We start from the raw sequence: 13,928 nt of genomic DNA on the forward strand, positions 1-13,928 counted from the left end.
TAACAGATGATTGCACCCAGCCAGAAATCGCTGTTGATTTTACAGACCGGCCACGCGCCGGAACCTATCCGCCGTGCGCACGATAACTTTCCGCAGATGTTTATCCGTCAGGGCGATATCGACGCGCAGCAGGTGGTGATTGTGGATTTGCAGGCGGGTGAACGCCCGCTGCCGCCGGAAAACTATTGCGGTGCGATAATTACCGGTTCGCGCAGCATGGTCACCGAGCATCTGGCGTGGAGCGAAGAAGCGGCGGACTGGGTGCGGCTGGGCATGTTGCAGGAATTACCCATGTTTGGTGCCTGCTACGGTCATCAGCTGATGGCATACGCGCTGGGTGGCGAGGTGGATTACCATCCGCAAGGCATTGAAGTCGGTACGCACGAGGTGACGCTGACGCCGGACGGGCATCTTGATCCGCTGGTGTCGCAGCTTCCCGCACAGTTCGCGGCCAATCTGATCCACCTGCAAACCGTCATTACGCCGCCTGCGACAGCGACGGTGCTGGCGAAAACGCGGCACGATCCGCATCAGATCCTGCGCTACGGCCCGAATGCCATCAGCACGCAGTTCCATCCGGAATTCAGTCTGGCGGTAATGAAAACATATCTGTCATGGCTGGGCTCTATCGCCGAAGACGATACGATAGATTTTGCGCATCAGGCTCAGCAACTTAGCGAAACACCCCTCAGCCGTAGCCTGCTGCTGGCCTTCGTCGGCGCACTCGGCAAACGTCAGGCACTGGCGGGTTAATGCTCCATAATGTTTCTGAATGTTTGACATCGGACACATTTTGCATTAATTTGCGAACTGCAAAGGGGAGTAACTTCTTCGTCGGATAATCGTCATTACGGTGTCTGGACCCGCGCTCATGCAGCGCCGTCTCAGCCACCCGGTTACCGGGGCAAAGATAAGCATTCACAAGATGAATACTTATCTTTGTAAGTGAGACCTTGCCGGAAGGCGAGGTTTGCTCACAGCTCAAAAAATGAGCGGCTAACGTCTTCCGACGCTGGCCGTTTTTTTTTGATGTTTTTTCGAGGATATCGCAATGATGAACTCCGTAGGCAACCCGATGTTGTGGGGCTCCTTTGCCGTGGTAGTGATAATTATGCTCGCGTTCGACCTGCTGTTGCAGGGTCGAAAAGGCGCGCAAACCATGAGTATGAAAAGTGCCGCGATGTGGTCGCTGGTGTGGATAGGCCTGTCGTTGCTGTTCAACTTCGGCTTCTGGTGGTATCTCAACGGCGAGTTTGGCCGTGAAGTGGCCGACGCCAAGGCCACCATGTTCCTGACCGGCTATCTGCTGGAAAAAGCGCTGGCGGTGGATAACGTCTTCGTCTGGCTGATCCTGTTCAGTTACTTCTCTATTCCTGCCAGCCTGCAACGCCGCGTACTGGTCTACGGCGTGCTCGGCGCCATCGTCCTGCGTACCGGCATGATTTTCGCCGGTAGCTGGCTGGTGGGGCAATTTAGCTGGATTTTGTACGTGTTCGGCGCCTTCCTGCTGTTCACCGGTATCAAGATGGCGCTGGCGAAAGAAGAAGACGGTGAGGTTGGCGAGAAGCCGATGATCCGCTGGCTGCGCAGCAAAATGCGCATGACCGATGAGTTGCAGGGTGAGAAGTTCTTTGTGCGCCGTAACGGTATTTTGTTCGCTACTCCGTTGTTGCTGGTGCTGATTATGGTGGAACTGAGCGACGTGATTTTCGCGGTCGACAGTATTCCGGCTATCTTTGCGGTAACCACCGACCCGTTCATCGTCCTGACCTCTAACCTGTTTGCGATCCTCGGCCTGCGCGCGATGTACTTCCTGCTGGCGGGCGTGGCAGAACGTTTCTCGATGCTGAAATACGGTCTGGCGGTGATCCTGATTTTCATCGGTATCAAGATGCTGCTGCTCGACGTGTTCCACATTCCGGTCGGTATTTCGCTGGGCGTGATTGCGTCGATTCTGATCATCACCTTGCTGATTAACACCTGGGTGAACCGTCGTAACGATCGCAAGAACAACGCACAGTCGTAATATTTCGAACTGATTAATGCAAAGCGCGGCCGCTTCACCGGTCGCGCTTTTTAGCATTCAGGATAGAATTTTAAAGATTACTGCCAGCCGTAACGGCGCACGAACCAGCCTTTCACGCACTGCGTCAGCACCATGTAGCCCGCCAGAATCGCGATCAGCCACGGGAAGTAGCTCAGCGGCAATGCCTGCAATTGCAGGAATCCGGCAACCGGCGAGTAGATCAGTGAAATACCGGTGATCACCACCATCAGCGTCATGATGCACAGCGGCCAGGACGCGCGGCTCTGAATAAACGGCACTTTGCGGGTGCGGATCATGTGCACGATCAGCGTCTGCGACAGCAGCCCTTCAATGAACCAGCCGGACTGGAACAACGTCTGCGCCTCCACCGTATTGGCTTTAAACACCCACCACATCAGGCTGAAAGTCAGAATGTCGAAGACGGAACTGATCGGCCCGAAGAACACCATAAAACGGCCAATATCCCCGGCGTTCCAGCGCTGCGGTTTTGCCAGTTGCTCTTCATCCACGTTATCAAACGGGATCGCCACCTGAGACACATCGTAAATCAGGTTCTGAATCAGCAGATGCAGTGGCAACATTGGCAGGAACGGCAAAAAGGCGCTGGCGACCAGCACGCTGAACACGTTACCAAAGTTGGAACTGGCAGTCATTTTGATGTATTTCAGCATGTTGGCGAAAGTTCTGCGCCCTTCCGTCACGCCCTGCTCCAGCACCATCAGGCTTTTTTCCAGCAGAATAATATCGGCCGCTTCTTTGGCGATATCCACCGCAGAATCCACGGAAATCCCAATGTCCGCCGCACGCAGCGCAGGCGCGTCGTTGATGCCGTCGCCCATAAATCCAACCACATGCCCTTCGCCGCGCAGTACGCGCACAATGCGTTCTTTGTGCATCGGTGTCAGTTTGGCAAATACCGTGGTTTCGCGGGCGACGTTCAGCAGTTGCACATCGTCAAGCGCATCGATATCGCTGCCGATCACGACGTTATCGGCCTGTAATCCGACATCTTTGCAGACTTTACGCGCCACCAGCGGATTGTCGCCGGTGAGGATTTTCACCGTCACGCCTTTGCGTTGCAGTGCATCCAGCGCCGGTGCGGTGCTTTCTTTTGGCGGATCGAGGAATGCGATATACCCGGCCAGGATCAGGCCGGACTCATCGGTCACGCCGTAGCCCTGCGTGCGCGATGGCATCACTTTATGCGCCACGGCTACCACGCGCAGCCCCTGCTGATTGAGATCGTCAGTAATGCGGCGAATGCGCCCGAGCAGCACATCGGTCAGCGGCACAATCTCACCGTTGAGCTGCACCAGCGTACAAATCGACAGCATTTCTTCCAGCGCGCCTTTGCAAATCAGGCGGTGATTCTGGTCGTTTTCGGCGACGACGACAGACATACGGCGACGGTCGAAATCAAACGGAATTTCATCCACTTTCAGCGAGTTATGCGCCGGACCGGCATCGCCTGCTTCCAGCACCGCAACATCCAGCAGGTTTTTCAGGCCGGTTTGATAATGGCTGTTCAGCCACGCCAGATGCAGCACCTCATCACTGGTCACGCCCAGCACATCAGTGTGGCGCTCGAGCACGATTTTATCCTGCGTCAGCGTGCCGGTTTTATCCGTGCAGAGGATATCCATTGCGCCGAAGTTCTGTATCGCATCCAGACGTTTGACGATCACCTTCTGGCGGGAGAGTTTTACCGCGCCTTTGGCCAGCGTGGAAGTCACAATCATCGGCAGCATTTCCGGCGTCAACCCGACCGCCACGGAGAGCGCAAACAGTGCGGCTTCCCACCAGTCGCCTTTGGTGTAACCGTTGATCACCAGCACCACAGGTGTCATTACCATCATAAAGCGGATCAGCAGCCAGCTGACTTTGCTGATCCCGGCCTGGAACGCGTTTGGCTGTGTATCTTCCTGTACCACACGTTCGGCAAGCTGACCGAACCAGGTTTTGCTGCCGGTGGCGATCACCATCGCAATCGCCGTGCCGCTCACCACGTTGGTGCCCATAAAACACAGGGTGTTCAGTTCAAGCGGATCAGCCGCAACCGGTTTTTTCTCGCAGGCGTGTTTTTCCACCGGCAGGGATTCACCGGTCAGCGCCGCCTGGCTGATAAACAAGTCCTTGGCCGAAAGAATGCGCAGGTCTGCCGGGATCATATCGCCCGCTGACAATTTGATCAGGTCACCCGGCACCAGTTGGCTGATCGGGATTTCCACTGTTTCGCTGCGTCCGGTTTGCGCGTCACTGCGCAGCACGGTCGCGGTGTTGCTGACCATCGCTTTCAGCGCATCGGCGGCTTTATTGGAACGCGCCTCCTGAATGAAATGCATGAAAGTAGAAATAAACACCATCGCGCCAATCACCAGCGCTGCCGTTAAATCGTCGGTGGCGTAAGACACCAGCCCGAGCACGGTCAGCAGCAGATTGAACGGATTGCGGTAGCAGTGCCACAGATGCAGCCACCAGGGTGCCGGTTGCTGATCGCCGGTCTGATTCAGGCCGGAAACTTCGCGAATTGCATCGGCTTCCTGCGCAGTCAGCCCTTCCGGATGACTGGCAAATTGCAGGTAAAGCTGGTCTTCGGTGGCGCGGGCACAGGCCTGACAATGCGCCGACATAGCGGCAGGGATGGCCTGCACTGCACGGGCAGATACGTTTTCCAGCATCGGATCGCGGCGGACTAAGCGGCGCGGTAAATTACGGCTGAGCGCACTGAGCAGCCGGGAAGTGAAATTTTTGAACATCATTCGCACCTTTGTTGCGCCCACAGCGAAGCCGCCATGAGCATGGCAAAAGGGTTGTTAAAAACAGGGCGAACGAAAAGACTTGCGCCACTGCCTGCCAGGTAAAGTCACGGCAAGCAGCAGCAAAAATGCGGGTGCTTACCGGATCACAACGGACCTACAGAATTGGGGTCGGGTTCCATGGGTTTTCACCTCCGGTAAGGAACGGTTTGGAAATTCATACGCATCGGGTATAAAAATCCGTTAGGGTAACGGCACGGGATGACGCGTACATCATCTCCGGCGAGCGCAGTATACGCCGGTTAACTACAACCAATTTTAAACCTGACCCTCATTCACCTTAAAACATGACCCAGCAAAATCGCCTGACCATTAATGATATTGCCCGCCTGAGCGGTGTCGGAAAATCCACGGTTTCCCGCGTTTTGAATAACGAAGGCAACGTCAGCCCGCAAACCCGCGAACGGGTGTTGCAGGTGATCGAACAACAGCATTTCAGTCCGTCGAAATCGGCGCGGGCCATGCGCGGGTTCAGCGACAAAATTGTGGCGATTATCGTGTCGCGTCTCGACTCTCCTTCGGAAAATCTGGCCGTACGCGCCATGTTGCCGCTGTTTTATCAGCAAGGGTATGACCCGATTGTGCTGGAAAGTCAGTTCAGCGCAGAGCGCGTGAAAGAGCATTTGCAGGTGCTGAAACAGCGCAATATCGATGGCATTGTGCTGTTTGGTTTCACCGGACTTTCAGCCCAAATGCTGACGCCCTGGCAGGATAAAATGGTGGTGCTGGCACGCGATATGCCGGGGCTATCTTCGGTGTGTTATGACGATGCGGGTGCGGTGCAGTTGCTGATGCAAAAACTGCTGGCGCAGAACATACGGGAGATTGGCTTTATCGGTGTTTCGCCGCAGGACACCACCACCGGCCAGCGCCGCAGCGCGGCCTTTCGGACTTTTTGTAAAGAGCATGGCCTGACACCGCACATTGCGCTGGGCGAACTGACCTATCAGAGCGGCTTCGACCTGATCCCGCAGTTGCTGAAAAATAATATTCAGGCCGTCGTCTGTGCGTCCGACACCATTGCCATCGGCGCACAAAAATACCTGCAACAACAGCAAATCCGTGGCGTGCAGGTATGCGGTATCGGCAACAACCCGCTGCTGCATTTCCTGTTCCCGGAATCGTATTCAGTAGAACTCGGCTATGGCGCGGGCGGCGAAGCAGCGGCCAAACAATTACTGGCGCAGCTCAGCGGTTCCACCACGGTGCGGCAGCTGATTATCCCCGGAAAGCTTGCTTTCTGAATCCCCCGCCTTTCTGACCTTTGCCTTTCTAAAAAGTAAAAACTTTGTGATCGTCCCGGCAAAACCGGGAACGTTCCCGGACAAGTTCCCACCGCCTTCGCTATGCTTGAACCGTACCCTACACTCTTACGCAAAATCACAGGCCACTTCCCATGAGCAAAGTTAAGCAACAGGATGTTGATCAGCTGATCGCCCTCGTTGGCGGCAGCGACAATATCGCGATGGTGACTCACTGCATTACGCGTCTTCGTTTTGTCCTCAATGACCCGTCCAAAGCCGACCCGAAAGGTCTCGAAGCCCTGCCAATGGTCAAAGGCTGCTTCACCAACGCCGGTCAGTTCCAGGTGGTTATCGGGCCGGAAGTGGATGATTACTACAAAGTTCTGATCGCCAGCACCGGTAAAAGTGCGGCCGGAAAAGAACAGGCAAAAGTTGCCGCCCGCCAGAATATGAGCTGGTTTGAGCGCAGCATTTCTCACTTTGCGGAAATCTTTTTCCCGCTGTTACCGGCGCTGATCAGCGGCGGTTTAATTCTCGGTTTCCGCAATGTTATCGGCGAAATTCCGATGAGCGGCGGCCAGACGCTGGCGCAGATGCACCCGCTGTGGCAATCCATTTACGACTTCCTCTGGCTGCTTGGCGAAGCCGTGTTTATGTTCCTGCCGGTGGCGGTGTGCTGGTCGACGGTCAGAAAAATGGGCGGCACCGAAATCCTCGGGATTGTGCTTGGCATAACGCTGGTATCGCCGCAACTGATGAACTCCTACAACCTCGGGCAGCAAATCCCTGAAGTGTGGAATTTCGGCTGGTTCACCATCGAAAAGGTCGGTTATCAGGCGCAGGTTATTCCTTCCGTTCTCGCCGGTATGGCGCTGGCGATGATCGAAAATGGCCTGAAACGCATCGTGCCTAATTATCTGTATCTGGTGATTGTGCCCGTCAGCTCGCTGATTATTGCCGTATTCCTGGCGCACACGCTGATCGGGCCGTTTGGCCGCATGGTGGGCGACGGCGTGGCTTTCGCGGTGAAATTCATCATGACCGGCAGCCTCGCACCCATCGGTGCCGCGCTGTTTGGTTTCCTCTATGCGCCACTGGTCATCACCGGCGTGCATCAGACCACCCTTGCCATCGACATGCAGATGGTGCAAAGCACCGGCGGAACCCCGGTGTGGCCGCTGATCGCCCTGTCCAATATTGCGCAAGCCGCTGCGGTCGTCGGCGTGATTATCGTCAGCCGCAAACATAATGAGCGCGAGATCTCCGTGCCCGCAGCGATATCCGCGTTCCTCGGCGTAACCGAACCGGCGATGTACGGCATCAACCTGAAATACCGCTTCCCGATGCTGTGCGCAATGATTGGCTCGGCCGGTGCCGGCCTGATTTGCGGCCTGTTCCACGTCACGGCCAACGGCATCGGCGTCGGCGGCTTACCGGGTATTTTGTCCATCAAACCGCAGTTCTGGAGTATTTACGCACTGGCCATGCTGGTGGCGATCGTGGTGCCGATTATCCTGACCGTGCTGGTTTATCAGCGGAAAGCCCGCCGGGGTGAACTGGCAGTGGTGTAAGACATTCAAGAAGGAAAATGGAATGAACAGCGAATTGCCGTGGTGGAAAAACGGTGTGATTTACCAGATTTATCCCAAGAGTTTTCAGGACACCACGGGCAGCGGCACCGGTGATATCAACGGCATCACACAGCGCCTGGATTACCTGAAAACCCTTGGCGTTGATGCGATATGGCTGACGCCGATGTACCTGTCGCCGCAGATTGATAACGGCTACGACGTGGCCGATTACTGCGAGATTGACCCGGCTTACGGCACGCTCGAAGACTTTGAACGGCTGACTGCAGAAGCGCATCAGCGTGGGATCCGCATCGTGATGGATATGGTGTTTAATCATACCTCGACGCATCACGAGTGGTTCCGCCAGTCGCAGGATGCGGGCAGCCCGTTCCGGCCTTTCTATATCTGGCGTGATGGGGCAACGGAGGGCGGACCGCCGAATAACTGGCGATCCAAATTCGGTGGCGGTGCCTGGCAATGGCACGAAACCAGCGGCCAGTATTACCTGCATCTGTTCGCCACCGAGCAGGCCGATCTGAACTGGGAATACCCGCCGGTGCGCGAGGCGCTGAAAAAAGTCTGCCAGTTCTGGGCGGATAAGGGCGTCGACGGGCTGCGTCTGGACGTGATCAATCTGGTGTCGAAACAACAGGATTTCCCGACCGACGATGCCGGTGATGGCCGGCGTTTTTACACCGACGGTCCGCGTATTCATGAGTTCTTACAGGAATTCAGCCGTGACGTATTTAAGCCGCTGGGGCTGATGACCGTCGGCGAAATGTCTTCAACAAAGCTGGAGCATTGTCGCCGCTACGCCGCCAATGACGGCAGCGAACTGTCGATGACCTTTAACTTCCATCACCTGAAAGTCGATTATCCGAACGGTGAAAAATGGGCCGATGCACCGCCGGATTTCGTGCAGCTCAAGCAGATTTTCCGCGAGTGGCAGCAGGGAATGCACGGTCACGCCTGGAATGCGCTGTTCTGGTGTAATCACGATCAGCCGCGCATTGTGTCGCGCTTTGGCGATGAAGGCGCGCTGCGCACGACGTCTGCCAAAATGCTGGCAATGGTGCTGCACGGCCTGCAGGGTACGCCGTATATTTATCAGGGCGAGGAAATCGGCATGACCAATCCGGGCTTTGAACATCTCGAACAATATCGCGATGTGGAAAGCCTGAATATGTTTGCCGAACTGAAAACTGACGGGCGCAGCAACGAAGAACTGTTGCGCATTCTGGCGAGGAAATCACGGGACAACTCGCGTACGCCGATGCAGTGGAATGCCGGGGAACAGGCCGGATTTACTTCCGGCACGCCGTGGATTTCCGTCAGCCACAACGCGCAGGACATCAATACCGAACAGGCACTGGCGGATAAAGACTCGGTATTTTATCTGTATCAGCAACTGATCCGCCTGCGCAAAACGCTGCCGGTACTGACCGATGGCGATTATCAGGATTTGCTGCCGGAACATCCGCAGTTGTGGTGTTATACCCGTCAGGCGTCAGGCAAAACCTTGCGCGTGGTGGCAAACCTGAGCGGGCAGGAGCAGACACTTACGCTGGCAGAATTAGATGGCAACACGCTGCTGAGTAATTACGCCTCGCCTGCCATTTCCGGCACGCTTCGTCCGTACGAATGTCTCTGGCAACTCGCCCGATAGTCTGAATTTCCCCTTCTGTCGGGTCGGTCACAGTCGTGGCTGACCCGTTTATTTTGTATGCATCCCCTTATAAAACAACAGGCAAAATTCAGGCCAGAATTTACATTTGGTCATCAATTCCTCCGCCGAAAAAATTCTTTGTTTCAGGTCAATAAAATGAGAATTAACGCTCGCGTAGATCCTACATCTAGTGTGTATAGTACACACCCAACCCAATATATAGCGGTTTACCGCGAATGCCACACAACCGGCCTGTAAGCCTTGTGGGGCGCGGGATCCGCCCAAAAGGAGTATCATTGTGAAGGCAGACAGACAGGAAACCGTACCCGCAAAATCCACCAAAATGCAGCCCATCGTGATTAAGCGGGATGGTTGTCAGGTCCCTTTCGATGAAGTTCTGATCAAACAAGCGGTGCAACGCGCAGCCGAAGCCGCCGGTATCGACAGCATTGGTTATTGCGCGCAGGTTGCCCGTATTGTGGCAGAGAATCTGCAAGATCAGGCGCGCGTCGATATCCATGAAATTCAGGATGCGGTTGAAAACCAGCTGATGGCGGGGCCGCACAAGAAACTGGCGCGTGCCTATATTGAATACCGCCATGACCGCGACGTGAAACGCGAAATGCGCGGACGCCTGAATCAGGAAATCCGTGGTCTGGTTGAGCAAAGCAATATGGCGCTGCTCAACGAAAACGCCAACAAAGACAGCAAAGTTATCCCGACCCAGCGCGATTTACTCGCCGGGATTGTGGCCAAGCATTACGCCAAACAGCATATTTTACCCCGTGACGTGGTGCTGGCGCATGAACGCGGGGAAATTCACTATCATGATCTGGATTATTCGCCGTTCTTCCCGATGTTTAACTGCATGTTGATCGACCTGAAAGGCATGCTGAATCACGGTTTCAAAATGGGCAATGCCGAAATTGACACGCCAAAGTCGATTTCAACGGCAACAGCCGTCACCGCACAGATTATCGCGCAGGTCGCCAGCCACATTTACGGCGGCACCACCATTAACCGCATCGACGAAGTGCTGGCGCCGTTTGTTACCGCCAGCTTCAACAAACATCGTCAGACCGCTGAAGAATGGCAGATTGCCGATGCCGAAGCGTTCGCCCGTAACCGTACCGAGAAAGAGTGTTATGACGCATTCCAGTCGCTGGAATATGAAGTCAATACGCTGCACACCGCCAACGGCCAGACGCCGTTTGTTACCTTCGGTTTCGGTCTCGGCACGTCGTGGGAATCACGCCTGATCCAGCAGTCTATTTTGCGTAACCGCATTGCCGGGCTGGGTAAAAACCGCAAAACCGCCGTGTTCCCGAAACTGGTGTTTGCCATCCGCGACGGCCTGAACCATAAAGCCGGCGATGCCAATTACGACATCAAGCAACTGGCTCTCGAATGCGCCAGCAAGCGCATGTATCCGGACATTCTTAATTACGATCAGGTGGTGAAAGTCACCGGTTCCTTCAAAACCCCGATGGGCTGCCGCAGTTTCCTGGGCGTTTACGAAGAGAACGGCGAAATGATCCACGAAGGCCGCAACAATATCGGCGTGATCAGCCTGAACCTGCCGCGTATCGCGCTGGAGGCCAAACGCGATGAAGCGGCGTTCTGGACACTGCTCGACGAGCGTTTATTGCTGGCGAAAAAAGCGCTGATGACCCGCATTGCGCGTCTCGAAGGCATCAAGGCCCGCGTTGCGCCGATCCTGTACATGGAAGGTGCCTGCGGTGTGCGTCTGAAAGCCGACGACGATATTTCCGGCATCTTCAAAAATGGTCGTGCCTCGATTTCGCTCGGCTACATCGGCGTGCATGAAACCATTAACGCGCTGTTCGGCGATCAGACCCACGTGTTCGATGCCAGTCAGTTACGCGAAAAAGCCGTGGCGATTGTCGCCCGCCTGAAAGCCGCCACCGACAGCTGGAAAGACGAAACGGGTTACGGCTTCAGCCTGTACAGCACGCCGAGCGAAAACCTGTGCGACCGTTTCTGTCGTCTGGATAAAGCCGAATTCGGCCTGGTGGCCGGTGTCACCGATAAAGGTTATTACACCAACAGCTTCCATCTTGACGTCGAGAAGAAAGTCAATCCGTATGAAAAACTCGATTTCGAGGCACCGTATCCGCCACTGAGCAACGGCGGGTTCATCTGTTACGGCGAATACCCAAACCTGCAGCACAACCTGAAAGCGCTGGAAGATGTGTGGGATTACAGTTACACCCGCGTGCCGTATTACGGTACCAACACGCCAATTGATGAATGCTACGACTGCGGCTATACCGGTGAATTCGAATGCACCAGCAAAGGCTTCACCTGCCCGAAATGCGGCAATCACGAGCCTTCCCGCGTGTCGGTCACCCGCCGCGTGTGCGGTTATCTCGGCAGCCCGGATGCGCGTCCGTTTAACGCCGGTAAGCAGGAAGAAGTGAAGCGCCGGATAAAACATCTGGGTAACGGTCAGCTGGGTTAATATTTTGAGATTCCATCAATATTATCCAATCGACGTAGTGAACGGGCCGGGAACACGCTGCGTGCTGTTCGTTTCCGGCTGCGTCCACGAATGCCGCGGGTGCTATAACAAAAGCACCTGGCGGCTGGATTCCGGCAAACCGTTTACGCAGGAAGATGAAGACCGCATCATCGCCGATCTGCAAAACACGGTGATCCCGCGTCAGGGTTTGACGCTCTCCGGCGGCGATCCGCTGCATCCGCAAAATCTGTCGGCAGTGCGCCAGTTGTTAGTGCGCGTGCAGGCGGAATGCCCTGGCAAAGATGTGTGGATGTGGACAGGTTATACGCTCGGGGAACTGAGCGCTGAACAGCAGGAAGTCACCGCGTTAATCAACGTGCTGGTCGACGGGAAGTTCGTGCAGGAACTGAAAGACCCGTCGCTTATCTGGCGCGGCAGCGGCAATCAGGTGATTCATTATTTGCGTTAATGCTTTCAGAGGGGAAATTATTCCCCTCACTTTTCTAAAATGCACGCTGATAATCAGAAAACGAACCATGTTCTTCGACGTATTTATTTATCGCCTCAATTCCTTTTTGATTTTCACGCCTCCATTTCTGCGCAGGTGTTTCGGGTATTAACGTAACAGGTAAATCATTGAATTCACGATTGAGTGCTTCTGACATACAAAGTCCTTTTGTAATTAATGTTTAAAAATACATCCGACAACCAGAGTGTAATTTGTACTGTTCATCCCGTAAATCACCCGCTTTCATTCCTGCGGGACGTCTTCCAACTCTTCATTTTCCTGCAACCAGACCTTCACCCAATTGTCATTTAGCGCGCCCAAGATGATGCCAACGCCACACTGAGGTTTGCATCATGACCCTTTCATACCGCTTTCAAATTTCCCCTGCTACTGCCCGTTTCTACCGCGCGAGGTATTCATTGTGATGAACTTATCTAGACATCCGACCAGTCACGCCAGGGTGTATCAGCAAATCGCTGCCGAACTGGAACAGGAACTGCGTAACGGTTACCGCTGCGGCGATTATCTGCCGCCGGAACAACAACTTGCCGAACGTTTTCAGGTAAATCGCCATACGCTGCGCCGTGCGGTGGATGAACTTGTGGATCGCGGCTGGCTGCAACGCCGTCAGGGCATTGGCACGCTGGTGCTGATGCGTCCTTACGATTATCCGCTGCATTCGCAGGCACGGTTCAGCCAGAACCTGCTGGATCAGGGCAGCCATCCGACCAGCGAACGTCTGCTGGCGGTGCTGCGTCCGGCGACCGATCACGTCGCGGCGGCGCTGTCACGTCAGGAAGGCGACACAATTATTCACCTGCGTACGCTGCGCCGCGTTAACGGCGTGCCGGTCTGTGTGATTGACCACTATTTGCCCGATCTCGACTGGTGGCCTGCATTGCAAAATTTCCATAACGGCTCGCTGCACGATTTTATCCGTGAAGAAATTAAGCAAAAGCTCAGCCGCCGCACCACCCGCATCAATGCCCGCCGCGCGCTGGCAAAAGAGAGCAAATTACTCGAAATCGTCCCGCAGGCACCGCTGCTGTGTGTCCGCACCCTGAACATTTGTGAAGGCAGCGATACGGTGGCGGAATACTCCGTCAGCCTGACGCGCGCCGACATGATCGAACTGACCATGGAGCACTGAATGGATCACCTGCAAACCCGCCAGCGCTGGATGTCGGTGCTGGCTCACAGCCGTCCCGATGAGCTGCTCGCCCACTGGCAGCCGCTGAATTTGTCCCCGCAATTTGAGCGCATCCGCGCCGCTGAAACCGGTCTGACCCAGCTTCAGGGGCGCATGGGCGGAACCGGCAAACGTTTTGTGATGGGCGATATGACCGTCACCCGCGCCGTCATTCAGTTAGACGGTGGCGTCTACGGCTACAGCTACGTCAGTGGTCGCAATAAACCGCACGCCGAACTGTGCGCGGTTATTGACGGCCTGCTGCAAATGCAGGGCATGGATGAACTGCTGCATAAACGCGTGATAGCGCCTCTGGCTGCGCTGCAACAGGAACGCCGCCAGCAACGCGCCCGCGAGGTGGCTTCCAGCCGCGTCGATTTCTTTACTCTGGTTCGCGGAGAATAA

The 13,928-nt window shown here is 55.3% G+C and carries 11 protein-coding genes; 9 read left to right on the forward strand and 2 right to left on the reverse strand.

Going from position 1 to position 13,928, the window contains the following annotated elements; genetic code table 11:
* Positions 1 to 6: 6 nt before the first annotated feature.
* The gene (locus tag LC431_RS10905) at positions 7 to 753 is read left to right on the forward strand and encodes a glutamine amidotransferase (RefSeq protein WP_013573858.1); all 747 of its coding nucleotides are present in this window, start codon (positions 7 to 9) and stop codon (positions 751 to 753) included.
* Between the two features lie 301 nt (positions 754 to 1,054).
* Entirely contained in the window at positions 1,055 to 2,026 is a 972-nt protein-coding gene (locus LC431_RS10910) for a TerC family protein (protein WP_014411579.1), read from the forward strand.
* Between the two features lie 77 nt (positions 2,027 to 2,103).
* On the opposite strand, the gene mgtA is transcribed toward LC431_RS10910, so the two are convergent.
* Positions 2,104 to 4,806 carry a magnesium-translocating P-type ATPase gene (mgtA, locus tag LC431_RS10915; RefSeq protein ID WP_223509810.1) on the reverse strand — a complete coding sequence of 901 codons (2,703 nt, stop codon included), beginning with the start codon at positions 4,804 to 4,806 and terminating at the stop codon, positions 2,104 to 2,106.
* A 344-nt stretch (positions 4,807 to 5,150) separates the two neighbouring features.
* Here mgtA and treR point away from each other — a divergent pair, with 344 nt between their 5' ends.
* The 5 genes from treR (at position 5,151) to nrdG (ending at position 12,295) form a co-directional block, all read left to right on the forward strand.
* Complete coding sequence (gene treR / locus LC431_RS10920; RefSeq protein ID WP_013573855.1) at positions 5,151 to 6,107, forward strand: trehalose operon repressor TreR; 957 nt, start codon at positions 5,151 to 5,153, stop codon at positions 6,105 to 6,107.
* 152 nt (positions 6,108 to 6,259) lie between these two features.
* The gene (treB, locus tag LC431_RS10925) at positions 6,260 to 7,678 is read left to right on the forward strand and encodes a PTS trehalose transporter subunit IIBC (RefSeq protein ID WP_013573854.1); all 1,419 of its coding nucleotides are present in this window, start codon (positions 6,260 to 6,262) and stop codon (positions 7,676 to 7,678) included.
* Positions 7,679 to 7,700: 22 nt separating this feature from the next.
* Positions 7,701 to 9,344 carry an alpha,alpha-phosphotrehalase gene (gene treC, locus LC431_RS10930; RefSeq protein WP_223509811.1) on the forward strand — a complete coding sequence of 548 codons (1,644 nt, stop codon included), beginning with the start codon at positions 7,701 to 7,703 and terminating at the stop codon, positions 9,342 to 9,344.
* A gap of 343 nt (positions 9,345 to 9,687) precedes the next feature.
* On the forward strand, positions 9,688 to 11,826 hold the full coding sequence (gene nrdD, locus LC431_RS10935) for an anaerobic ribonucleoside-triphosphate reductase (RefSeq protein WP_037034337.1): 2,139 nt from the start codon (positions 9,688 to 9,690) through the stop codon (positions 11,824 to 11,826).
* A 4-nt stretch (positions 11,827 to 11,830) separates the two neighbouring features.
* Positions 11,831 to 12,295: an anaerobic ribonucleoside-triphosphate reductase-activating protein gene (gene nrdG / locus LC431_RS10940; protein ID WP_037034213.1), complete on the forward strand. Its 465-nt coding sequence runs from the start codon at positions 11,831 to 11,833 to the stop codon at positions 12,293 to 12,295.
* 34 nt (positions 12,296 to 12,329) lie between these two features.
* Here the strand turns inward: nrdG and LC431_RS10945 are convergent, their stop codons facing one another.
* On the reverse strand, positions 12,330 to 12,491 hold the full coding sequence (locus LC431_RS10945; protein WP_112152055.1) for a type II toxin-antitoxin system CcdA family antitoxin: 162 nt from the start codon (positions 12,489 to 12,491) through the stop codon (positions 12,330 to 12,332).
* 267 nt (positions 12,492 to 12,758) lie between these two features.
* On the opposite strand from LC431_RS10945, the gene phnF reads away from it, so the two are divergent.
* Both phnF and phnG read left to right on the forward strand, forming a co-directional pair.
* A complete protein-coding gene (gene phnF / locus LC431_RS10950; protein WP_013573847.1) occupies positions 12,759 to 13,484 on the forward strand; it encodes a phosphonate metabolism transcriptional regulator PhnF in 726 nt (241 codons plus the stop codon).
* Complete coding sequence (gene phnG, locus LC431_RS10955; protein WP_013573846.1) at positions 13,485 to 13,928, forward strand: phosphonate C-P lyase system protein PhnG; 444 nt, start codon at positions 13,485 to 13,487, stop codon at positions 13,926 to 13,928.

Source organism: Rahnella sp. GSA61A (assembly GCF_019969905.1).
GTDB lineage: Bacteria > Pseudomonadota > Gammaproteobacteria > Enterobacterales > Enterobacteriaceae > Rahnella > Rahnella aceris.

What these genes read in the sequence shown, in the direction of transcription:
- phnF (WP_013573847.1), top strand. Translation starts at nt 12,759, where the DNA reads ATGAACTTATCTAGACATCCGACCAGTCACGCCAGGGTGTATCAGCAA.
- LC431_RS10945 (WP_112152055.1), bottom strand. Translation starts at nt 12,491, where the DNA reads ATGTCAGAAGCACTCAATCGTGAATTCAATGATTTACCTGTTACGTTA.
- nrdD (WP_037034337.1), top strand. Translation starts at nt 9,688, where the DNA reads ATGCAGCCCATCGTGATTAAGCGGGATGGTTGTCAGGTCCCTTTCGAT.
- LC431_RS10905 (WP_013573858.1), top strand. Translation starts at nt 7, where the DNA reads ATGATTGCACCCAGCCAGAAATCGCTGTTGATTTTACAGACCGGCCAC.
- mgtA (WP_223509810.1), bottom strand. Translation starts at nt 4,806, where the DNA reads ATGATGTTCAAAAATTTCACTTCCCGGCTGCTCAGTGCGCTCAGCCGT.
- phnG (WP_013573846.1), top strand. Translation starts at nt 13,485, where the DNA reads ATGGATCACCTGCAAACCCGCCAGCGCTGGATGTCGGTGCTGGCTCAC.
- LC431_RS10910 (WP_014411579.1), top strand. Translation starts at nt 1,055, where the DNA reads ATGAACTCCGTAGGCAACCCGATGTTGTGGGGCTCCTTTGCCGTGGTA.
- treB (WP_013573854.1), top strand. Translation starts at nt 6,260, where the DNA reads ATGAGCAAAGTTAAGCAACAGGATGTTGATCAGCTGATCGCCCTCGTT.
- treC (WP_223509811.1), top strand. Translation starts at nt 7,701, where the DNA reads ATGAACAGCGAATTGCCGTGGTGGAAAAACGGTGTGATTTACCAGATT.
- treR (WP_013573855.1), top strand. Translation starts at nt 5,151, where the DNA reads ATGACCCAGCAAAATCGCCTGACCATTAATGATATTGCCCGCCTGAGC.